Source organism: Pseudoalteromonas shioyasakiensis, from assembly GCF_019134595.1.
Classification (GTDB): Bacteria; Pseudomonadota; Gammaproteobacteria; order Enterobacterales; family Alteromonadaceae; genus Pseudoalteromonas; species Pseudoalteromonas shioyasakiensis_A.
Window position 1 is genome coordinate 3637726 of the sequence record NZ_CP077770.1, and the last position, 24040, is coordinate 3661765.

General features: G+C 43.5%; 18 protein-coding genes. 5 read left to right on the top strand and 13 right to left on the bottom strand.

Annotated features, from left to right (window positions below; genetic code table 11):
- Position 1: 1 nt before the first annotated feature.
- The 3 genes from KQP93_RS16875 to KQP93_RS16885 all read left to right on the top strand — a co-directional run bounded on the left by KQP93_RS16875 (position 2) and on the right by KQP93_RS16885 (position 5801).
- Positions 2-1858: a sensor domain-containing diguanylate cyclase gene (locus KQP93_RS16875; protein WP_217875302.1), complete on the top strand. Its 1857-nt coding sequence runs from the start codon at positions 2-4 to the stop codon at positions 1856-1858.
- 13 nt (positions 1859-1871) lie between these two features.
- Positions 1872-2882, top strand: a complete 1011-nt coding sequence (hemB, locus tag KQP93_RS16880; RefSeq protein WP_217875303.1) for a porphobilinogen synthase — start codon at positions 1872-1874, stop codon at positions 2880-2882.
- A 132-nt stretch (positions 2883-3014) separates the two neighbouring features.
- Complete coding sequence (locus tag KQP93_RS16885; RefSeq protein ID WP_217875304.1) at positions 3015-5801, top strand: ExeM/NucH family extracellular endonuclease; 2787 nt, start codon at positions 3015-3017, stop codon at positions 5799-5801.
- 97 nt (positions 5802-5898) lie between these two features.
- Here KQP93_RS16885 and KQP93_RS16890 read toward each other — a convergent pair whose 3' ends face one another.
- From KQP93_RS16890 to KQP93_RS16950, 13 genes are all read right to left on the bottom strand, one after another.
- Positions 5899-6300: a hypothetical protein gene (locus KQP93_RS16890; RefSeq protein WP_217875305.1), complete on the bottom strand. Its 402-nt coding sequence runs from the start codon at positions 6298-6300 to the stop codon at positions 5899-5901.
- 432 nt (positions 6301-6732) lie between these two features.
- A complete protein-coding gene (gene fusA / locus KQP93_RS16895) occupies positions 6733-8820 on the bottom strand; it encodes an elongation factor G (protein WP_217875306.1) in 2088 nt (695 codons plus the stop codon).
- Between the two features lie 209 nt (positions 8821-9029).
- Complete coding sequence (locus tag KQP93_RS16900) at positions 9030-9758, bottom strand: response regulator (RefSeq protein WP_054552333.1); 729 nt, start codon at positions 9756-9758, stop codon at positions 9030-9032.
- A gap of 37 nt (positions 9759-9795) precedes the next feature.
- A complete protein-coding gene (locus KQP93_RS16905; protein ID WP_217875307.1) occupies positions 9796-11418 on the bottom strand; it encodes an ATP-binding protein in 1623 nt (540 codons plus the stop codon).
- 14 nt (positions 11419-11432) lie between these two features.
- Positions 11433-12971: a tripartite tricarboxylate transporter permease gene (locus KQP93_RS16910; RefSeq protein ID WP_217875308.1), complete on the bottom strand. Its 1539-nt coding sequence runs from the start codon at positions 12969-12971 to the stop codon at positions 11433-11435.
- Positions 12972-12974: 3 nt separating this feature from the next.
- The gene (locus KQP93_RS16915; protein WP_054562934.1) at positions 12975-13439 is read right to left on the bottom strand and encodes a tripartite tricarboxylate transporter TctB family protein; all 465 of its coding nucleotides are present in this window, start codon (positions 13437-13439) and stop codon (positions 12975-12977) included.
- A 9-nt stretch (positions 13440-13448) separates the two neighbouring features.
- Positions 13449-14414, bottom strand: a complete 966-nt coding sequence (locus KQP93_RS16920) for a Bug family tripartite tricarboxylate transporter substrate binding protein (protein WP_440590088.1) — start codon at positions 14412-14414, stop codon at positions 13449-13451.
- Between the two features lie 12 nt (positions 14415-14426).
- Positions 14427-15668: an OprO/OprP family phosphate-selective porin gene (locus KQP93_RS16925; protein ID WP_217875309.1), complete on the bottom strand. Its 1242-nt coding sequence runs from the start codon at positions 15666-15668 to the stop codon at positions 14427-14429.
- A gap of 227 nt (positions 15669-15895) precedes the next feature.
- Positions 15896-16555: a 3-oxoacid CoA-transferase subunit B gene (locus tag KQP93_RS16930; RefSeq protein ID WP_217875310.1), complete on the bottom strand. Its 660-nt coding sequence runs from the start codon at positions 16553-16555 to the stop codon at positions 15896-15898.
- A gap of 11 nt (positions 16556-16566) precedes the next feature.
- Positions 16567-17274 (bottom strand): CoA transferase subunit A, encoded by a 708-nt coding sequence (locus tag KQP93_RS16935; protein ID WP_063527828.1) that lies wholly within the window; start codon positions 17272-17274, stop codon positions 16567-16569.
- Between the two features lie 9 nt (positions 17275-17283).
- The gene (locus KQP93_RS16940) at positions 17284-18045 is read right to left on the bottom strand and encodes a 3-hydroxybutyrate dehydrogenase (protein ID WP_054552326.1); all 762 of its coding nucleotides are present in this window, start codon (positions 18043-18045) and stop codon (positions 17284-17286) included.
- Between the two features lie 4 nt (positions 18046-18049).
- Positions 18050-19237: an E22 family MetX-like putative esterase gene (locus KQP93_RS16945; RefSeq protein ID WP_217875311.1), complete on the bottom strand. Its 1188-nt coding sequence runs from the start codon at positions 19235-19237 to the stop codon at positions 18050-18052.
- A 9-nt stretch (positions 19238-19246) separates the two neighbouring features.
- Positions 19247-20548: a GntP family permease gene (locus KQP93_RS16950; RefSeq protein WP_217875312.1), complete on the bottom strand. Its 1302-nt coding sequence runs from the start codon at positions 20546-20548 to the stop codon at positions 19247-19249.
- A 295-nt stretch (positions 20549-20843) separates the two neighbouring features.
- Between KQP93_RS16950 and KQP93_RS16955 the strand changes: the two genes are divergently transcribed.
- The gene (locus tag KQP93_RS16955; protein WP_217875313.1) at positions 20844-23135 is read left to right on the top strand and encodes a TonB-dependent receptor; all 2292 of its coding nucleotides are present in this window, start codon (positions 20844-20846) and stop codon (positions 23133-23135) included.
- Positions 23136-23247: 112 nt separating this feature from the next.
- Positions 23248-23910 (top strand): response regulator transcription factor, encoded by a 663-nt coding sequence (locus KQP93_RS16960; protein WP_054552322.1) that lies wholly within the window; start codon positions 23248-23250, stop codon positions 23908-23910.
- Positions 23911-24040 lie beyond the last annotated feature (130 nt).

Here is a 24040-nt window from a genome sequence, read left to right on the forward strand (position 1 = left end):
GATGAAGCGCCTATGGTCACTTTGTGGCGTACTCTTCGTTTTTTTATTTACTCCTTATTTATTGGCTAACCCACTTATTGTTAGCTCACAATTTAAGTCTCAACATACGCTAAATGTTGAGTACACCCTTGATCCTATTACTCAACAACAAGCGTTTAGCAATGCTAATGTAAAATGGCAGGCAAACCGAGGTGAAACCTTAAATCTAGGTATGACTTTAAAGCCCATGTGGCTCAAGCTATCGATAAAAAATACCTCATTAGATGATGTCCCACTGATATTATCGATAGATAACCCTCTGCTCGATGAAGTGAGTGTGTTTCATCTGCAAGGTGGGCATGTGTTATTTAACACCAAAATTGGTGACGCCGTTCCTTTAGCCAATCGGCAAATTAAAAATGAATCGCTGCTAGCCTCATTAACTATCCCAAAAGCCAGCCATTCCGAAATCTACCTTAAAATTAAGAACAACGGTGGCTTAAGAGTGCCTCTAAGCCTTTGGAGCCCCTCTGAATATCTAAAACATAAAAGTAAGTTCAATTTATTGTACGGCTTATTAGTCGGTTTTATTTTATCGCTCGCACTCACTAATTTAGTACTTTATGGTTTTTCTAGACGCCGCTATTTCGCCTACACAGGGTTATTACTTACCTTACTTTGGTTGTCGTTAGCCTACCTTTATGGCTATGGTTATCGTTACTTACAACCGAGCGGTTCATCGTTTCAACAACTCACCATACCGAGCCTATTTTTCATTTGTGGTGCGTTATTTGTGCCACTGCAAGGCTATATATTTGGCTTTGCCAAATCTCACTTAAATCGCTTTCAGTATTGGCTAGCGTGGGCGGTTCTACTTACCACTGTAACAATGTGGTTCTTACCTATTCATATTGCTATTACACTTTGCTTATTAAGTTTACCTGTGGTGCTTATCATCTTTGCAGGTATTGCTCTAAAGCAATTTAACCGTGAGTATAAACAGCCCTGCATTGGCTTTTTAATAGCCCTGTTCGCTTTCTTCTGCGCCATTATTTACAGTGCACTTGGGGTATTTAACCCATTTAATTTAAATATCGGCGTGCTTTCACTTACCTTTATTTGCTTTTTAGTTTGCAGCTTAAGCTTGAGTTATGCGGTCATAAAGTTGTTTTTGATGCAGCGTGATGCTGAAGTCGCAGCGCAACAAAATGCCTTAGCTGAAAGCAAAGCAAAAGATACCTTAATGCGCGAACGCCTTGAACTGCAAGAGCAAGCTCGCCAAGACCTTGAAGCGAATATCGAGGAGCGTACCTTTGAGTTACAAGTGACATTACGCGAGCTTGAAGAGAAAAACCGAGAGCTTGAACAGCTCAACATGGAAGACGCGCTGACAAAAACCAAGAACCGCCGTTACTTCGATAAAAAGCTACTAATGGATATTCGTCGCTCGCGACGTGAACAAACACCTTTAGCCATCATCATGTTAGATATTGACCATTTCAAAGTAATTAATGACACCTATGGCCATTTAACCGGTGATCAAACCATTCAATCTGCTGCCGATGTCATCAAACAGCACCTGAAACGACCTCTCGATGAAGTGGCGCGCTACGGCGGCGAAGAATTTGTCGTACTGTTGCCTAATACGCCACTGGCAGGTGCATTAGAAATTGCCGAACAAATACGCAAAGCAGCCCAAAATACTGATATAATAGTTGCCGGAACAACGATTAAATTTACTTTGAGTGCAGGTGTTTACAGCGCAATTGCTGAAGACATTAATAACCCAAGTTTATTCACTGACTATGCCGACAAAGCCTTATATCATGCCAAGCAAACAGGTCGAAATCGCGTAGTGAGTTATCCTCTACCAGACTAGGAGTATACAAAGCATGGCCCAATCAGGACTCGACCTTTTCCCTTATACACGTATGCGCCGCATGCGTCGTGATGACTTCTCTCGTCGCTTAATGGCTGAAAACCAACTAACTGTTAATGACCTTATTTTTCCTGTATTTGTGTTAGAAGGTAAAAATCGCCGCGAAGCTATTGAGTCTATGCCTGGCATTGAGCGTCTTTCTATCGATTTACTACTTGAAGAAGCAAAAGAGCTTGTTGAATTAGGTGTTCCTGCAGTCGCTATTTTCCCGGTAACACCGAGCGATAAAAAATCTCTACTTGCTGAAGAAGCCTATAATCCAGATGCATTAGCACAACGCACTGTTCGCGCACTTAAAGAAGCTTTTCCTACATTAGGTGTGATTACAGATGTTGCACTTGACCCGTTCACCGTTCATGGTCAAGACGGCATTATCGATGAAGATGGTTATGTGATTAACGATGTAACGACTGAAATCTTAGTTAAGCAAGCGTTATCACATGCCGAAGCGGGTGCTGATGTAGTTGCACCATCAGACATGATGGATGGACGTATTGGTGCAATTCGTGAAGCACTCGAAGCCGAAGGTCATATCCACACGCGTATCATGGCTTACTCTGCTAAATACGCCTCTAGCTACTATGGTCCATTCCGTGATGCGGTAGGTTCGGCTGGCAACTTAAAAGGTGCCGACAAAAAGACCTATCAAATGGACCCAGCTAACTCTGACGAAGCCATTCGTGAAGTAGCCCTCGATCTACAAGAAGGTGCTGACATGGTGATGGTAAAACCTGGTATGCCATATTTAGATGTTGTACGACGCGTAAAAGATGAGTTTGGTGTACCAACATTTGCATACCAAGTAAGTGGTGAATATGCCATGCATAAAGCAGCAATTGATAACGGCTGGCTTGCAGAAGATGCAATAATCATGGAGTCATTATTAGCATTTAAACGTGCTGGCGCCGATGGCATCCTGACATATTTTGCAAAACAAGCAGCAATTTGGTTAAAAAACAACTAATCTAAAGTAAATGTTCTAAAAATTGGTAATTATTCCTATTTTATTAACATTTTGTATTTAATTTGTCATAGATTTTTCTTAAAGTACTGTGTCCCATATTGGGACTTTAATAATACATACACGGGAAAAATAATGATAAATACAAAATTAACGCCGCTCGCGCTTGTTATTGCAAGCCTGAGCGCGCCTGCTTCTGCCAACCTAATCATCTCTGAATACGTTGAAGGAAGCTCTAACAATAAAGCGGTAGAGCTTTACAACACTTCTGGTGCTGATCTATCGCTTGACGGTTACACCATTTCTTTATACTCAAATGGTAACGGCGATTTAGCAGATCCTAATAACAGCTTAGCTTTAACCGGTACTCTTTCAGCAAATGCAACTTACGTTATTGTTAATGCAGGCTCTGCAGATGAGTTAAAAGCCAACGCGGACACTGAATCAACAATCACTTATTTCAACGGTGATGACGCATTAGTGCTAACTAAAGACGGTGTAATCGTTGATAGCTTTGGTCAACTGGGCGTAGATCCAGGTTCAGCATGGGATGAAGGCGGCGTTTCAACACAAAATAAAACACTTCGCCGTAAAGCTACAATCACTTCAGGCCGTACTGATGCAACCTCAGCGTTTAACCCAAGCGATGAGTGGGAGCAATTCGACCAAGACGATTTCAGCAATATTGGTCAATATGGTGAGAGCACAGAGCCAACGCCTGAGCCTGAGCCAGTCACTCCGCTTGAGTGTGGCGCAGCAAAAACCTTAATTAGCGCAATTCAAGGTGAAGGCGGCGACAGCCCTCTTATCAACACTGAAGTAGAAGTTGAAGGTGTTGTTACAGCTGACTTCCAAGGTGATGATCAACTAAAAGGTTTCTTCATTAGCTCACTTGCTGCAGATGATGATGCAAACCCACTTACTTCTGAAGGTGTATTCGTTTATTTCGCAGATACCGACGTTACTGTTGGTGATCATGTGCGCGTTAAAGGTAGCGTGGCTGAATACTACAGCGCAACACAACTAGGCGATGTTAGCCAAGTGGAGATCTGTGCGACAGGTTTATCTACTGACGCAACCTCTATCACTTTACCTGTTGCTGACGTAGCAGACCTTGAAGCTTACGAAGGTATGTTAGTAACCATAGATCAACCTTTAGTCGTTAATAACAACTACGGTCTTGGTCGCTATGGCGAAGTTGACTTAGGTACTGAGCGTTTATACCAAGGTACTCAAGTTGCGCTACCAGGTGATGCAGCAAATGCTGTTGAAGCTGAAAACCTGAAAAAACAAATCTTAATAGACGATGGTTCAACAAAGCAAAACCTTGACCCTATTGCCTATCCAGGTACGGGCCTCGATGCCTATAACACGTTACGTTTAGGCGATACTGTTAATACGATTACTGGTGTGATGGGCTATAGCTTCGACCGTTACCGTATTCACCCTACAGTACAACCTGAATTCACTGCGACTAACCCTCGTACAGATGCCCCAGAACTTAACGAAGATGCAGATCTACGTGTAGCAAGCTTCAACGTATTAAACTATTTCAATGGTGATGGCCAAGGCGCAGGCTTCCCAACAAGCCGTGGCGCAGATAGCGAAGAAGAGCTGATTCGCCAAGAAGCTAAATTAGTTAGCGCAATTACAGCTATTAACGCTGATGTTATTGGCTTAATGGAAATCGAAAATGACGGTTTCGGTGAAAATAGCGCTATTGCTAGCCTAGTATCTGCACTTAATGATGAAGATGCAGAAAATACCTACGCATTTGTTGATTTCGGCGTTGACCAAATTGGTACTGATGCAATCACAACAGCGCTGATTTATCGCTCAAATAAAGTATCTGAAGTTGGTAAGGCTGCTCATACCACTGTAGAGCCTTTCGATTACAGTAATCGCCCGCCAATTGCGCAAAGCTTCCAATCTCTTGAAAGCGAAGAAATCTTCACTGTTGCCGTTGCCCATCTAAAATCTAAAGGCGGCTGTGGTAGCGCTGAAGGTAATAATGCTGACTTAGGCGATGGTCAAGCATGTTGGAATGAAATCCGTGTTGCAGGTGCAAATGCATATGCTGATTGGTTAGCAACTTACCCAACTGAAGTTGAAGATGAAGATATCATCCTAGTCGGTGATATGAACGCTTATGCGATGGAAGATCCTATCCGTGCATTTGCAGACAAAGGTCTGAAGAGTGCGGTTGTTGAACTAGATGGCGACACATTTGGTTACTCTTATAGCTTCTCTGGCCGCATTGGTAGCCTTGACCACGCACTAGTCTCTGAATCTATGCTTGCTAAAGTTGTTGCTGCTACGGATTGGCATATCAATGCCGATGAGCCAATCAGCTTAGATTACAACCTTGAGTATAAGTCATCGACACAGCAAGCTGGTCTTTATGCTGATAACGCATACCGCGCATCTGATCACGACCCAGTGATTGTTGATATTCAATCTGCAGAGCCTATTCCTGCAGAGCAGGCGCCAGTAATCGAAGCAAGTCAATCATTCGAAATCGTAGAAAACAGCGAAATAGGCGCAGTGATTGGTCAACTTGTATTCTCTGATGGTGATGCTGATTACACCCCAGTAGTAAGCTTTAGCATTGAAGGTGAGCACGCAGATGCGATTGCAATTAGTGCTGCAGGTGAAATCACAGTAGCTAAAGAGCTAGACTTCGAAGAAGAAGACAAGCTTACGCTGATGATCCGTGCAGAAGATAGCGCAGGTAACCTATCAGAAGCACAACTGCTATACATCAACATCACAAACGATGAGGCTGATGATGAAGCAGAGGATGTAGCTGAAGAGGTTGAAGAAGAAACAGAAGAAGAGTCAAAAGACGATGATTCTGGTTCATTTGCTTGGTTAAGCTTACTTGCTTTACCATTTGCATTACGTCGTCGTATAAAAAAATAAACGATACTACATATGAATAAGGCCGCTTTTCGCGGCCTTTTCTATTTCAGTTCACTTAATTTAGCATTATTGAGACTTGCTATAATTAAGCTATACACTACAGAGTTGCGTTTTCAGCACCACCAACTCGCTGGTAAAGCTTTGTTATTTCAGCCTGCTGCTGAGCATCAATTTGCCAATTTAAAAACTGTATAGATTTACCATTAACGAGGGTAACTTTAAAAACAGTAACAAATGCTACTTGGTTAAATTCAACAGTGACGATATCTTCTGCGTTAATGTAACGCTTCCCAAACCCACTTGAATGGCAAACACCCGCCTTGTAACAGTATAAAAAGCGTATTTGTAAGAAGTTTAATAAGATAATAAGTAGCAAAATAGGTAACAGTAGCATCAGAGGTGATGCACCTAGCAGCGTAACGCTTAATGCAACAAGAATAGTCAATGCTATCTTGCTTCCCTGTAGAGTCCAATTAGGACTTAACTTAATCGTTTTCATGAAAATGTTTCTTTAGTTGTAATATTTAATAAGCAGACGTTTAATACAAAATGATTAAAAATTCATTTCGTAGCCATTTTACATGGAGCAAAAAGGGTACACAAGGAAGGTTGAAGCACTTTATTACTAGGAAAAAATAATCAACTTATAACTTACTAATAAAGCTGTATATTTTTGAAAATGAACTTTGTATTAAAATCGTACAAATTAATACTCAGCAATATTTACGATTAATTATTAGTTAAAAGCACTTTAAATTTGCGATACCTGTACATTTACATTAATCATTTAAGACTGAATGATGGGTTAATCTATAAAGATAAGAAGTGATTATTTTGTAATCGAGAAGAATACGGCAATATATTTAGGATTTTTAGGCAATAAAAAACCCGCAACAAGTGCGGGTTTTTTTAAAAGAAGTTAAAAGGCTAATTACTTAGCAGCTTTTTTCTCTTTTTCTGCAGCGATTACTGTTTCAGCAACGTTTGCAGGACATGGTGCGTAGTGTGAGAACTCCATAGAGAACTGACCACGACCAGAAGTGATAGTACGTAAGTGGCCGATGTAACCGAACATTTCAGAAAGTGGTACATCACCCTTGATGCGAACGCCCATTGCGCCAGCTTCTTGGTCTTTGATCATACCACGACGACGGTTAAGGTCACCGATTACGTCACCTACGTTGTCTTCCGGAGTGAATACGTCAACTTTCATGATTGGCTCAAGAAGTTGTGCACCCGCTTTAGGGATAGACTGACGGAAAGCGCCTTTAGCAGCGATTTCGAACGCGATTGCTGATGAGTCAACTGCGTGGAAAGCACCGTCGAAAAGTTCAACTTCAACGTCTAATACTGGGAAGCCAGCTAGAACACCTTCATCCATCATAGACTTGAAGCCTTTCTCAACTGCAGGCCAGAATTCTTTAGGTACGTTACCACCAACAACTGATGAAGAGAACGTGAAGCCTGAGTTTTGCTCGCCTGGCTTGATGCGGTAATCGATCTTACCGAATTGACCAGAACCACCAGATTGTTTCTTATGCGTGTAGCTATCTTCGATTTCTTTCGTGATAGTTTCACGGTAAGCAACCTGAGGTTGACCAACAACTAGGTCTACGCCGTAAGTACGCTTAAGGATATCTACTTTGATATCTAAGTGAAGCTCACCCATACCTTTAAGGATGGTTTCGCCTGAATCTTCGTCAGTTTCAACTTGGAATGAAGGATCTTCTGCAACCATCTTACCGATCGCGATACCCATTTTCTCGTTACCGCCTTTGTCTTTAGGAGCAACAGCGATTGAGATTACTGGATCAGGGAAGATCATCGCTTCAAGTGTACATTCATGCTTAGGATCACAAAGAGTGTGACCAGTTTGAACGTTCTTCATACCAACAACAGCGATGATGTCACCCGCTTGTGCTTCAGTAAGTTCGTTACGCTCGTCAGCTTGCATCTCAACCATACGGCCGATACGCTCTGTTTTACCAGTTGCTGAGTTAAGGATTGTGTCACCTTTCTTCATGCGACCAGCGTAGATACGGATGAACGTAAGTGCACCGAAACGGTCGTCCATGATTTTGAACGCAAGCGCTTTAAGTGGCTCATCTGCAGAAACAGTTGCTACTTCACCAGTAGGCTCACCTGTTTCAGGATCAGTTAGAGGTTGTGGGTCAACTTCTGTAGGCGAAGGTAGGTAATCTACAACCGCGTCTAGTACTAACTGCATACCTTTGTTTTTGAATGCAGAACCACAGAATGTTGGGAAGAACGCAAGATCACGAGTACCTTTACGGATACAACGTTTGATGTCTTCTAGAGAAGGCTCTTCACCGTCCATGTAAGCCATCATTAGGTCTTCGTCTTGCTCAACAGCAGACTCAACAAGCATCTCATGGTATTCATCAACTTTGTCTACCATGTCAGCTGGAACGTCTTGTACTTCGTAGTTTTCAGGAAGACCAGTCTCGTCCCAAACGTATGCTTTTTTCTCAAGTACGTCTACAACACCACAAAATTGGTCTTCGATACCGATTGGTAAAGTCATAACTAGTGGGTTAGCACCTAGTACTTTCTCAACTTGACCTACAACGCGGTAGAAATCAGCACCCATACGGTCTAATTTATTTACGAAGATTACACGTGCAACTTCTGATTCGTTCGCATAACGCCAGTTAGTTTCTGACTGCGGCTCAACACCACCAGAACCACAGAATACACCGATACCACCGTCTAGTACTTTAAGTGAACGGTATACTTCTACTGTGAAGTCAACGTGTCCCGGAGTATCGATAACGTTTAAGCGGTGGCCTTTCCACTCACAAGTTACAGCTGCTGATTGGATTGTAATACCGCGCTCAGCTTCTTGTTCCATGAAGTCAGTAGTAGACTCACCGTCGTGTACCTCACCAGTCTTATGAATTTTACCCGTAAGCTTAAGGATACGCTCAGTGGTGGTAGTTTTACCCGCGTCAACGTGGGCGAAAATACCAATATTTCTGTACTTCGATAAATCTGCCATTATTTTACTCTTAATAAAGTCGAAAAATTATTCGGCGGGAGTATAGCATTACTTAAAGCGAACATCACCATCGAAGTCGCTTAAAATGCAATCAATTTTATAAAATTTTTCTATGCTAAGGATAAGTGGCACTTTTTAACGTGCCGAACAGTGAGTTTATGCTACTAAAATCGCTAATTTAGCGCTGATTTGGCAATTAAATGATGCGATTAGCTGCTTGTCATTTTATAACAACGCTCAGGTCGTCCGATACTTCCGTAGCTCTGATCAGCACTGACTTGCTCAGCTTCAAGCAAGTATTCGAGGTAACGACGGGCTGTTGAGCGGCTTACGCCGACTAAATCACCCATTTGCTGAGCAGTAAAAGCCGTGCCAATATTCGCTTTAAAAGCTTTTAAGATCTTTTGCAAAGTAAGCTGATCCACCCCTTTTGGCAACCTAACTGGGGCTTTTAACTGTTCTTGCGATCCAAATAAAGTATCGACCATAGATTGGGTTACTTCATCGGCATCTGACAAACATTGTTGCCTTGCTTCGAATCTCGCCAGCGCTTGATCTAAACGATTTAGCATTAATGGTTTTACTAAGAAGTCACAGGCACCAAGTTGCATGGCTTTTTCCAGTGTTTCTACTTCTTTTGCTGCGGTTAACAGCATTACTTCGCTTTTCATTTCTTCGCGGCGTAATTCATTCAGTAAATCAAGACCATTGCCATCGGGTAAATGAATATCGAGCAAAATTAAATCGGCATTAATAGCCGATAATAGCGCTTTCGCAGTGGCAAGATTGCCTGCAATACCCACAACCTGATATTGCCCCTGACGTAGAGTTTGCCGTGCCCCTTGTTGGCCAGCAACGCCATGAGGAAGTAATAAATATTGCGCCAATAATTGGGCTACTTCTACTTCGTCTTCAACAATGACAACTGAGTAAGTCATGCTTTTTACCTTTTATTTATAGGCTGATCATTTTTTATTATTTTGGAATGTAGACACTTAAACGTGCCCCCATCAGATCAGACTCACCTATTTCTAAACTACCACGACACGAATCTAAGTTGGTTTTAACTAAATAAAGGCCGATACCATGCTCTGCCCCTGACTTAGAACTGTATTGTGGTGTGAATATCACATCCTTGTCATCGCCTAAACCAAAGCCGCTGTCTTCAACATCAAACAATAATGTTTTACTGGTTTCATCAACCGTAACACGAACCTTAGGGGTACGTGTATCGCTAGCTCGAATAGCAGCTTCAATTGCGTTATCAATCAAATTGCCAAGTATCGAGACAACCCGTTCAAGCATATCTTTACGAGTGATCGGTCCTAATAAGCTATCTGGATTGAGCTCAAGTATTACATTAAGTTCACGCGCTTTATGGTATTTACCAACCAATAAACCTGCTAGCACTGGATCTTGGATCCTTTCGAGCAAATGATGGATCTGCGCTTGCGAGCCTTTACTTTCTTGACCAATTAGCTCAATCGCCTGATCCGTTTGCCCCATCTGAATTAGCGCACCAATTAAGTTTAGCTTGTTCGAGTAATCATGCGTTTGCACTCGTAATAACTCAGCAAAGGCTTGCACTTTGGTTAATTGCTGCGATAAATATTCAAGCTCATCCGCAGGGCGCATACTCAGCAAAATACCATCAGCCTGGCCTTGCACCTGTAATGCATATCGCGACAACACAATGCGTTTATCGGCGGCAAATAATTCAAAACCAACAATCGGACGCTGTTGGTTATGCATTAAAAACTCGGTGTGTTCAGGAAGTAAGTCTGCAAGCTTAAGTGGCTGATGAATACAGCTTGTCGGTTTACCGAGGATTTCGCAGGCACGTTGGTTTAAGTTACGTACATTACCTTCAGGATCGAGGGCGATAATGCCGCTACGAACAGTATTCAAAATAGCATCTTGCTCAGAGAACAACCGTGCTATTTCATCAGGCTGTAAACCAAAAATAGCATTACGAACCCGTTGACCAATATACACCGCAGCCAAAATGCTTAAACCTACTAGCAATAAGCCCCAAAGCATGATTTCTGCACTACGAGCACGAATAAGCGGTTCAATTGATTGCACTAAAAAGCCAACCGAAACCAAGCCGATGACTTCGCCTTGCTCTGAGAGCACAGGGACTTTGCCACGGATAGACTCGCCCAAACTCCCTTTTGCAATCGACACATACCGCTCACCACGTAGCGCCGCTTTGCTATCACCACCCACCATCGGCTTACCGAGCTTGTCGGGGTCTGGGTGAACAATGCGGCGGGTATTCTTATCGCCAATCACAATAAAGCTGGCTGCGGTGAGTTCACGAATATGCTCAATTTGTGTATTTAACTCATCAAGCCCTTGCTTGGTTTGCAATGCGTTTTGCACATCATCCCGTGAGGCAATACTGGTTGCGAGCGCAAGCGCTTTATCACCCATGTGGTTATGTAAGCTTTCTGCAGTGATCTGATACACCAATGCGCCAAACAACACAGCCTGTAAAACACATAGACCGGTAACCCAAATGATGAGCCGCGTTTCTAAGCGCTTCGGTTTTTTAACCACATGCTGAAATGGGTTTAGCTTATTGGTGTATCTCATATCAGTGCCTTGTTCTACGCATGTTGCTGTGCTTGCGTAGCTGCTTTTTCTTTACGACGTTGGACAATATAGTCTTTCAGTGGGAACAACAACACTAAGATCGAAATCACAAAAATACTCAGTGTTAATGGGCGGTCCCATAAAAAGCTGAGCGAGCCATCTGAAATCATCATTGCACGGCGGAAATTTCGCTCAATCATATCACCAAGGATAAAGCCAAGTAATAAAGGCGCCATCGGGAAAGCTAACAATCGAAGCACCAAAGCCACCAGCGCAAAACCCACCATCATAAATAAATCAAAGGTGTTAAATGACACTAAATACACACCAATTAAGCTGAAGAATAAAATCATCACTGTCAGCACAGATTTAGGCATAGCCAGCACTTTAGCGAAATACGGGATCAGCGGCAGATTCAAAATAAGCAGTACAATATTGCCAAAGTACATACTGACAATAACTGCCCAAAACACGCTTGGGTTTTCTTGCATTAACATAGGGCCAGGCTGAATACCGTAGGCAATTAATGCACCTAGCATAATTGCTGTTGTACCAGAGCCTGGAATACCTAAAGTCAGTAATGGTACAAATGAGCCCGTACAGGCTGCATTATTAGCCGACTCAGGTGCGGCTAAGCCACGCATTGAGCCCTTACCAAATTTATCTTTCAGTGCCTTTGGAGCAAGGTTCCGCTCAGTGGCATAGGCCATAAAGCTGGCAATGGTTGCCCCTGCGCCCGGTAAAACACCGACAATAAAGCCAAGTAAAGATGAGCGGCCAACCACAGGAGCCATGTCTTTTACTTCTTCTTTAGTCAGTTTTGTTGAGCCAATTTTTGGCGTATTAGGATCATCAATTTTTTTATCTGGTTCAGCTTCAGGACGCGCCACATTAATCAGTGCTTCTGCCAACGCGAACGTTGCCATTGCTACTAATAAAAAGCTAATACCATCTAATAAATCAGCTTGGCCAAAGGTAAAGCGCTCGGTACCTGAAGAGGGATCAATCCCTACTGTTGCCAGCATTAAACCAAATACCGTCATCATCATGGCTTTTAGAAATTGCCCTTTATTAGAGAACGCGGCAATGGCCGTTAAGCCTAAAAACATCAGTACAACATAATCAGGCGATTGGAAACTTAATGACACTTTCGCTAATAAAGGTGCCGCCACCATCAATAAAATGGCGCCAATCGTCCCGCCTATAAAGGATGAATAAGCTGCAATCGCAAGGGCTTTACCAGCCTTACCTTGTTTTGCTAGCGGGTAACCATCAAACGATGACGCTACCGTCCCCGCTACACCCGGCGCATTAATCAAAATAGAAGAAGTAGAGCCACCGAATATAGCCCCGTAGTAAACACCGGCCATTAAAATCATGCCTGAGTCAGCACCGATGCTGTAAGTGATCGGGATCATCAACGCAATCGCAGTAATTGGACCAAGGCCAGGTAGCATACCGATGAACGTGCCAACAAAGCAGCCAACAATCACATATAATAAGTTGTTCCAGTCGAGTACGGTCGACAAACCTAACATAATTCCATCAAGCATAACTTAACTCCACAGATTGCCAGGTACTAAGTAGATGCCCAGTACTTGTGTCATTAAAAACCAAAAAACCACGGCCACAGGCACAGAAGCAAACAACAACACAGCCTTACGGCGTTCGCCCATGATAAAAAAGCCCGTAATTAAAAATGCACTGGTGGCAATTAAAAAGCCGAACGGTTCAAGCATGGCGCTATAAGCCACCATTAAAACCAACAGTGCAAAGGTACGTAGTAAGTTGCCCTTACTGAGTAGCTCTGCTTTTTCTGCAGGCGCTTGCTTTAATAAGTTGGCACCAATCGATAGTACACACACCACGATACCAAATACTGCATACACTTTTGGTAAGGTTGCAGAAGTAACGCTTTCGTACTCTTCAAATGGCATAAGTGGAATTTGCCAAGCCACAAGGGCGTAGAGGGTAAAGAGGACCAAGAATAAACTTGGTCCAATTAGTTCACGGTTTAACATCGTCTAACCTTAGCCTCGGATAAAACCAAGTTCTTTCATTACAACGCGTAATTGCGCTTCTTGCTGCTCAAGCGATTTAATAAACGCTTCTTTTTCTTGAAATAGATTTAGCCAACCATTGCGGGCACGAACCGCTTCCCATTCAGGAGTTTGTTGCAACTTACGTAGCTTTTCTGTGTACTCGGCAAGTTTGTCTGCTGGTAAATCTGGGGTTGCAAAAAAGCCGCGCCAGTTTACGAACTCCATGTCGTAACCTAGCGACTTTAAGGTTGGAATTGCTGGGTAATCTGGCAATGTCTCTGCAGAAGTCACCGCTAAAATACGTGCCTGACCACCATTAGCGACTTCGAGTGCTTCACTTAAGCCTGTTGAAAGTAAATTGACCTCACCCGACAGTAAACCAGCTTTCGCTTTACCACCGGCATCGTAAGGAATGTAACGTAATCGACGACCATCAAGACCCGCCGCTTTAACCGCTTGTGCAGCCACTAAGTGATCCATGCTGCCGCGCGCAGAGCCACCTGCTACTTTTACAGAGCCTGGGTCTTTTTTCATTGCATCAATAACGTCTTGCCATGTTTTAAATGGCGAGTCATTACGCACCACAAATGCACCATAATCAGCAATCATGCTGGCAACTGGTGTTAAATCGCGATAGCTGTAAGGAATTTTGCCTGATAATGCGCGCAGTACGATAGGCGTTGAGTTAACCATCAATATATCGCCTTTTTTAGTGCCCGACTCAATCAAGTAAGCAATTGCACGGCCACCGCCACCGCCCGACATATTCTGGAACGATGCATTGTCTTCAATGCCCGCTTTTACCATTGCTTCACCGACACCACGTGCTGTGGTATCCCAACCGCCGCCAGGGCCCCCCGGTACCAAAAAGTGTAAGTTTGCTAATGCCAGTGGGCTGGCTACTAATAATGAAGCTGCTAAAACAGATCTTTTTAATGATTTAAACATAGTCATAATGCACGACTCCTAAAATAAGTACTGCATACGAGCACTGATGCCCATACCTGAATCTTCACCACCTACCAGCGTAGAAGCACCGGCACCATCAACATCGCTGTAAATCAGGTTGCCCATAAATTTGATATCGCTGCTTAGGTAATATGATGTGCCTAATGTATAAGTGGTTACGTCGGTACCTTGCTGTTTGCTGCTAGCGTTCATTTGTGACACACGTGCAACCAGCTCCCATGCATCTTTAATCCCTTTTGGTTGTACAAATAGCGCTGAACCTGCTTTGTAACGGCGCTGCTCACCGCCTAAGAAGTAACTTGCCGAGACATGAAAGCCATCAAAACGCTCACCATCAAGTTCGTTACTACTATCTACCGTATCAAGGTAGCGGCTGGCATATTCAGCCTCTAGAGTGAATGCATTCGCTTGGTAGGCAAATTCAAGACCGCTTTGCGACATGCTATTTAGCGCTGCGGTTTCACCACCAACTGCGTAATCCACTAAGCGAACATTGGTTTCACGCACTTCACCACGGGCAAAACGAGCGCTTAAATCATTGTCGCCCATATCACGATAAGAGTGCCAAGCACCTAAATGAATCACATCACCCGGCGCTGCACTAGACCACGTTAAGCGACCTGTTACAGCCAATGTCAGTTTGTCATCTTCGTCATGCCCCGATGCACCAAACGCATCGTTTTTGTAAACACCCACGGCGTAACGTAAGCCTGAATCTTTAAAATATTGATAAGCTGAGATACCCCAGCGGAAGAAAGGCGAGAAAGTGTTAGCAAGAGTGCTACGCTCAATGGTATTAATGTGTTTAGAACTGGTTAGCGCATTGAGCGACATGTCTTCACGAATTTTACCGGCTTTTACTTTTAAGCCGTTGTCGAATGCATAACGTACCCGCGCTAACACGATTTCAGCCGTGCCTTCAGAAAATTCGAGTAGTAATTTGTGATCCCAGTTGCCATGTTCACTTTCAACATAAGTACGGATACGACGTGGGAAGAAGTCGCTGCCTCCAGCGCCATCATTGTCGGCATTGTAAGCACCGTCGAAATAGTTGTAATCAAGTTGCACGCGACCACCAAATTCTAGGTTGAAGCCGCTAGATGTTTTTAATGAATCCACTTCTTTTTGAAGTGCATCGAGTTGTTGCTGTAGTTGTTCAGTGTCGCTTTGTGCGAATGCTGATGTACTTGCTAACGCCGCTGCAACGGCTAAAGCGAGCTGTGTGTTACTTGCTTTCATGAATTACTCCACACCAGATTATAGTTATTTGTTGTCGTTGATCGGCCTACTGCAAACGGCGATCTGGTTTGGAGCATAGTGTTAACGATAGATTAACGAAATGTTTAGGGGGTAAGTTGCATTGATGGTGATAAATGGCTTTTTGTTCATAAAGCTCATGAACAAAAAGCACATTATTGGGGGTTAGTATAAAATCTAGGCAAATTAGCTGCTTAAAATTCGCAAAACTAGCTAAAAGTCATCTCAGGAACGTCACCAGAGACAATAAGTTTGCCCTGTGTCTTAGCAATAATTTCATCAACCGAGACACCTGGGGCACGCTCTAATAAATGAAATGCACCGTCTTTAATTTCTAAAAGTGCCAAATCGGTGATCACTTTATTGATACAACCAACACCCGTTAACGGCAAACTACATTCGGTCAGCAGTTTTGATTCGCCATGCTTATTGGCATGGGTCATAGTACAAATAATGTTTTTAGCACCGGCCACTAAGTCCATCGCACCGCCCATTCCTTTGACCAGCTTTTTCGGGATCATCCAACTGGCAATGTTGCCGTTTTGGTCAACTTCAAATGCACCCAGCACGGTTAAATCAACGTGGCCGCCGCGGATCATGGCAAAGCTTTCTGCGGAGCTAAATATAGCCGCCCCCGTTGCAACGGTGACCGTTTCTTTACCTGCGTTGATCATATCAGCATCAACTTGGTCTGCACTTGGGTATGGCCCCATACCGAGTAAACCATTTTCAGATTGCAGCATCACTTCGATGCCATCAGGGACGTAATTAGCGACCAAGGTTGGAATACCTATACCTAAATTAACGTAGTAACCATCCTGTAGTTCCATCGCCACGCGTTTAGCGATTTGTTCTCGTGATAATGCCATCAGCGTGCTCCTTATTGATTCTCTTGCTTAGTGGTAACTTTCTCGATGCGTTTTTCAAATTCACCTTTAATCACTCGGTCAATATAGATACCCGGCGTGTGAATTTGGCTTGGCTCCAGCTCCCCTGGCTCAACAATTTCTTCAACTTCAAGAACCGTAATTTTGCCTGCGGTTGCTGCCATCGGATTAAAGTTCATCGCCGTATGACGATAAATGCAGTTACCATAACGATCTGCTTTCCACGCTTTAACTATCGCAAAGTCGCCAGTAATGCTTGGCTCTAATAAATAATCGCGACCATTAATATTGCGGGTTTCTTTACCGTCAGCCACTGGGGTACCGACACCCGTTGCGGTATAAAATGCAGGAATACCCGCACCACCAGCACGCATTTTTTCGGCTAAGGTGCCTTGCGGTGTGAGCTCAACTTCAAGTTCACCATTTAATAGTTGCTGCTCAAATAGCGCGTTTTCACCGACGTAAGAGGCAACCATCTTACTGATTTGCTTATCTTCAAGCAGCACACCTAAACCAAAACCATCAACGCCACAGTTATTCGATACCACGGTTAAATCACGGGTGCCTTGACGTTTAATTTGCGCAATTAGTCCTTCAGGAATACCGCATAAGCCAAAACCACCGGCTATCACTGTCATGCCATCTTCAAGGCCTGCCATCGCTTCGCTGTAACTTGTAACTACTTTATCAAAACCTGCCATTGGCTCCTCCTACTGTGCAGTCCAACCGCCATCAATGGCGATTGCTTGGGCGGTAATATTGCGTGCTGCATCGGCCATTAAAAAGCTAACGGTATGCAGGATCTCATCTAAGCCGATAAATGCTTTTTTCGGCATCGGTGCTAGCATAATTGTGTCGATCACTTGTTGCTCTGAAATGCCATGCTCTTTGGCTTGCGAGGCAATTTGTTGCTCCACAAGCGGTGTTTTTACATACGCTGGGCACACAGTATTAATCGTGATGTTGGCATCGCCCGTCTCAAGTGCCATGGTTTTAGCAAAGCCGATTAAGCCATGTTTTGCGGCGATATAAGCCGACTTATATTTAGACGCCACCATCGCATGAATTGAGCCAATATTAATGATGCGACCAAAATCTTGCTCACGCATACGAGGGAGTACCGCCTTGGTCATCATCGCTGGGCCAACGAGCATAACTTGCTGTAAGAACTGCCATTTATCAGCCGGAAAATCTTCAAGCTTTGCCACGTGCTGAATACCCGCATTATTAATAAGTACATCAATTGGCTGATTAAGCTCAGTGAAAAACTGCTCTATTGCATCACTGTCTGCCACATTAAGCGCATACCCTTCAGCGCTACCACCTTGCTCAACAATGCCTGCTGCCGCTTGTTGTGCTGCTTGCTGATTTAAATCAGTCACAATAATAGTGTGACCTTGCATCGCCAGTTGCTGGGCAACATATAGACCAATACCACTGGCTGCACCGGTAATTAAAACTGTTTTGCTCATCGGGTTACTCCTCTAAAAACTCACTGATAAGCTGCGCTTTCGGGGCGATTGAGAAAATACCATCAAGGTGTCCCCAGCCCCCTTCTATTTCTGAAATCTCAACGTCTTTACCTGCCGCTTTCATGGTGTCAAACACAGTACGCATGTTTTCAGGGCGAAGCAGTAAGTCGTTCGTTGCGGGTAGTAATAATGTTTTGGCAGAGACATTTTTAAGTGCCGTTGTTAAATCACTTTGCATGCCAGCGGTAAATAACTGTGATGCCCGGACCAAATAAAGTACATGGTTGGCATCTTGCGTTTTCGCTCGTGCCATTGCGCGCTGAGCGAGTACTTGGTTTAACTTAGGCAAGGTACGAATATCTTTTAATGCGCCTTCATCTAATACGTTAAAGTCAGGGAAGCTCGCGTTATAAATAATTGGATGCATCGCATCTTGCGTAATATTAAGCATGGTTGCCGCTAAGCCATCTAGCGGGCGCTCTTTGCCGTAGTAATTACCTTGCTGCCAATTTTTATCTAAACGAATTGGTAACGCCCATTTTTCAAGTGCCGCGACTGTCCATGCATCCATAGTTGCAGCGCCAATCACATGAATTAAACGCTCTACTTTATCTGGATAACGTGTTGCCCACTCAAGTGCTTGAAACGATCCCATTGATGCGCCCATCACAGCATGTAATTTAGTGATACCTAGGCTGTCGAGTAAGCGCTTTTGCACATTCACAAAGTCAGTAATCGTAACCACAGGAAAATCTAAACCATAAGGTTTGCCTGTTTTTGGATTAGTTGACGCAGGGCCTGTGGTGATTACATTTTCATCATGCCAGTTGGCATTTACTAAGGTATCTGAGCTAATCACATAATATTTATTCGTATCGATAGCTTTACCTGGGCCGATAATCGCATCCCAATAACCCGGTAGGGCGTCATCCGCTTTATATTTACCTGCGGCATGAGAAGTACCAGAGAAATAATGGGTGATTAAAATCACGTTATCTTTATTGGCATTTAGTTTTCCGTAACTTTCCCAGCCAATATCCACTTGCTCTAAAGTCACACCAGACACAGTGGTAAAATCTTTTGTCGTAAAATGCTGTTTTTCCACCAGCATGGTGTCGGCTTTGTTGGCAGCGCCAAACGCAGTGCAACTAAATACAACCAGCCATAGCAAAATTATTAATTTGGTTTTCATTGCTGTTCCTTAAAAGATAATAAAGAGTCCAAGTGCCAATGCGACACCGATAAGCGGAATAACCGCAGTCAGAGCTGCCATTGACCAATACGCTCGTTGATGTGTTTCTTTACAGATAGCGCGTATTGTTGTGACCACATAACCATTATGCGGCAAGGTATCGAGGGCTCCAGAACTAATCGCCACTACACGATGCAGTTGTTCAGGGTTTACACCCATGTCTAAATAACCTGGTGCGACAAGGGGTAATGCGATGGCTTGTCCGCCAGAAGCAGAGCCTGTTAAACCGGCAATCACACTAACCGCAACCGCAGCACCAACCAACTCATTACCCGGCATATGGGTCATCACATCGACAGCGGCGGTAAATGCCGGTGATACTTTCGCCACAGCGCCAAAGCCAACCACAGCAGCGGTGTTACCGATTGCTACTAAAGCCCCAGTTGTACCAACATTAATCGCGTTACCCATATCGTGAAAATGCTTGAAGTTAATAATCACAATACTCAGTACACCACCAAGCAAAGCGACAATAAGCGCGGTTTGCTGCAGTACATCGTGTAGCGTAAATGATAAAAGTAGCACCACGATCAGCGGGATGACACCCGTAATTGGATGCGGACGACGACGCTCAATAATGACAGGATCATCATCGCGCGCTTCAAAGGTTTCGCCATTAGCAACGGCCTTTTTGATCATCTTGTTTAACCAAAAGTAACCTGCTGTCGCCATAAAAATAGCCACGACTAAGCTCACTTCCCATGCCGCATAGGGTGACGTACCAAGGTGTTTAACCGGGATCCAGTTTTGAATTTCTGGCGAGCCTGCCGAAGTCATGGTAAAGGTCACCGAACCAAATGCCAGCGTTGCTGGAATAAAGCGGCGCGGTAAATTTGCATCTTTAAACAGACTTAATGCCATTGGGTAAACAGAAAACGCAACAATAAAGACACTCACGCCACCGTAGGTTAAAACAGCACAGGCAATCACAACCGCAAGAACGGCGTGTTTCATACCAAGTTTACCCACAATGTAGCTTGCAACACTATCTGCAGCACCGGTGTCTTCCATAAACTTACCGAATAACGAACCCAGTAAGAACATAAAGAACCACGCACTTAAGAAGCCTGCAAAGCCATCCATATAGGCGTTAATAAAGTTTGTATCTGCCGATACAGGGAAAATGGCCATGCCACTACTAAGTGCAACTAACATTGCACAGATTGGCGCAGCGATAAATAAATTTACCCCACGCAGCGTTAAAATGATCAGCAGTATTAAACCGCCTAACAGTCCTATCATGCTCAGCATAGACATTCCTATAATTATTGTTATTACACAGATGAGGTGACATCGGAATAATGCTTTCAGTCTTACCCTAAGCGTTCAAAAAATACATAACACTAAGGTACTATCTGCTTTAAAAATAGCTTAATTGCTTGATAAATAAAGGGCTGTGGCGGGTATAGCACTATGGTACTAATTCAATTTCTGCAACTATCTTCTACATTAATTGACAGGTGACACGGGCAAATCTTATTAAGTCTTCGGCAACATCAATGTGAGTGGCCATAAGACTAATGACAACAATAACAAGGAATACAACATGATAAAGCTTAACCCAAAAGTCGCGCCACTTACTCTGGCTGTATCACTTGCTTTGGCAGGTGTCAGTGCTCAAGCGGCAGAACAAGCCGAACCTGCAGCAAAAAAAGGTGAACTTGAACGTATTCAGGTAACAGCACGTAAAACTGTTGAAAACCTGCAAGAAGTTCCTGTTGCTGTAACCTCAGTGGGTGCTGAAGAACTGGCAGAAAATGGCATCGTCGTTATGACCGAAGTTCAACAGTTCTCGCCAAATACCACCTTGCAAGCAAGCCGTGGTACTAACTCTACAATTACCGCGTTTATTCGTGGTGTAGGTCAGCAAGATCCTCTTTGGGGTTATGAGCCGGGAGTAGGTATCTATATTGATGATGTCTACCTTGCTCGCCCACAAGGTGCCGTGCTTGACCTTCTTGATGTGCAACAAATCGAAGTATTACGCGGCCCACAAGGGACGCTTTACGGTAAAAATACCATTGGTGGTGCCATTAAATACGTCACCAAAGAAATGAGCGGTGATGCCACGTTAAATATACAAGGCACTGTAGGTAGCTATAACCAAAAAGATTTAAAAATCACTGGCCAATTACCAATTGTTGACGAAAAACTTTACGTGGGCTTTGGTTTTGCAACGCTTAACCGTGATGGCTTTGGTGAGTTTTTAACTTCTTCTCTTGATAACCAAGACCGCGAAAACTACAACAAAGACGTAACAGCAGCACGTGTTACACTCGAATACACTCCGACCGATGACTTATTCTTCCGCTTCGCGTGGGATAAAACAGAAGACAAATCAAACGCTAAAGGTGGTTATCGTTTACTACCAAGTATTCTTACTGATGCACCAGTTCCAGACAGCGTGTATGACTCTTACACCAGCTTACCAACATGGAATAAAGTTGAACTCGAAGGCTACAGCCTAACTGCTCGTTGGGATATGACTGACCGTACTAGCATTAAGTATATTGGTTCAAGCCGTGAGAGCTACTCACCAACCAATATAGACTTTGATAACACGTCAATTCAAATTTTCGATGTACCTGCTATTTACGATGATGAACAAACCACTCACGAGTTACAGCTAAATCATCAAGGCGATAACTACAAACTGGTTTCGGGTCTTTACTACTATGATGGTGAATCTTGCGGTCAATTTGAGGCTATTTTAGGTATCTTAGGTCAAAGCCTAGGTGCTCCGGGTCTGACTCGTGAAGTAAGCGGTTGTAGTAACTCAAACAGTAAAGCAGCGTATATCCAAAGCTCAATTGATTTAACCGATAAATGGTCAATGACACTCGGCGCGCGTTACACTAAAGACAAAAAAGAAGCACAGGTTAACAACGGCCTAATCTTTGACATTGTTTACCCTGAGTCAGGTTGGGTGCCAGGTTATACTCGCCCAGAAGGCCAACTGGTTCCAACAGTACTCGATGATGAAGAAGAATGGTCACGCTTCACACCACGTGCAGGTGTTGAATACCAATACAATCGTGACATCATGTTCTTTGCAAGTTACGCACAAGGCTTTAAGTCAGGTACTTTCAACCCACGTGCAACCACTGCAGAGCCAGCAGCAAAACCAGAAATCGTTGATTCATTCGAAATCGGTATGAAGAGTGAGTGGAACAACAACTTACGTGCAAACGTCACTTTATTCACCCTTGACCATAAAGACCGTCAATATATTTCGGTATTACCAGGCGATAGCGCAGCAGATCTGAACCAACGTTTAGGTAACATTGGTGAGTCAACATCAGATGGTATTGAGCTTGAGCTTAACTATGTTGCAACAGAATCACTCAGCTTTGATGCATCAGTAGGTTACATCGATAGTAACTTCGATAACGTAATTGATTACGACCCAGAAACCGGTGAAGCATTCGATAAATCAGATCGCTTTACGGTATCAAACACACCTGATTTAACCTTTAACCTGGGTGCAACGTACCGCATGTACACAGAAATGGGTGACTTTGTTGTCAATGGTAACTACTACCACAGAGGCGACTACGCGCTATTCGAAGAAGATAGCCTATTAACGCAAGATGCTTACGGTATCTTTAATATGGGTATCACTTGGTACAGCACAGATGGTCACTGGACTGCAGGTCTTTACGGTAAAAACTTAACGGATGAAGAGTACATGATTGGTGGCTACCAATTCGTGGCACCTGATCCAACAGACCCAACTGATATCAGCAAATACACCCCAGGTTTAGGTGGTGATAATACCCTGATTGGTTACTACGGCGACCCTCGCACTGTAGCCTTCACTGTTGGTTACCGTTTCTAAAATAGAATCTAAATCCTTGTGTGAGAAAGGTTTGTCTGGAACTTCCCTTCAGGCAAACCTTGTTTCAAAGCGCAAAATCACTTATAACATAACGCATTGGAGAATCGAGGGAATGTCTTTAGCTGTGAACACCATAATCGCCGATGATCACCCGTTATTTAGAAGTGCGCTGCGTCAAGCTGCCGCGACATCAGTGCCTGAAGAACATATTAAAGAAACCAGTGACATTGATGGTTTGTTTGCACTGTTAAGCGCTCACCCTGAGATTGAACTAATATTTTTAGACCTTACAATCCCAGGAGCAAATGGCCTACAAGCTCTTTCGCAACTGCGTAACCACTACCCTGATATCTTAGTAATTATGGTCTCTGCCAATGAGACACCCGCCATAATCAAACAAGCGATGAGCCTTGGCGCTGCAGGCTATATTCCGAAGTCATCTTCTTTAGATGTCATCAGTGAAGCAATTAGCCATGTCCTCAATGGCGACACTTGGTTACCACCTGAAGTAGATTTAACCGATGTGGTGATCAACGACGAACAAAGCGAATTTGCTCGTAACCTTGAAAAACTAACCCCCCAGCAATACCGCGTACTAGCGATGATTGCCGACGGTTTATTGAATAAACAAATCGCCTTTGAAATGTCGATTCAAGAAACCACAATCAAACAACATGTGTCAGCGATTTTACGCAAACTCAATGTTTATAACCGTACCCAAGCGGGCATTTTGTTTAATCAGCTTTCGCAAGTTGGCAAAATCGAAGAAAGTTAACTTAAGCATTCACTCCCAGTTTTAAAACTCGCTTTCCCAGTAGTGGGAAAAGCTCACGTTGCAAAAAATGACAAGTTGTTATTTTTCAACACCTTAACTTTTGGCACAAAACTCGCCTTAGCTACTCCAT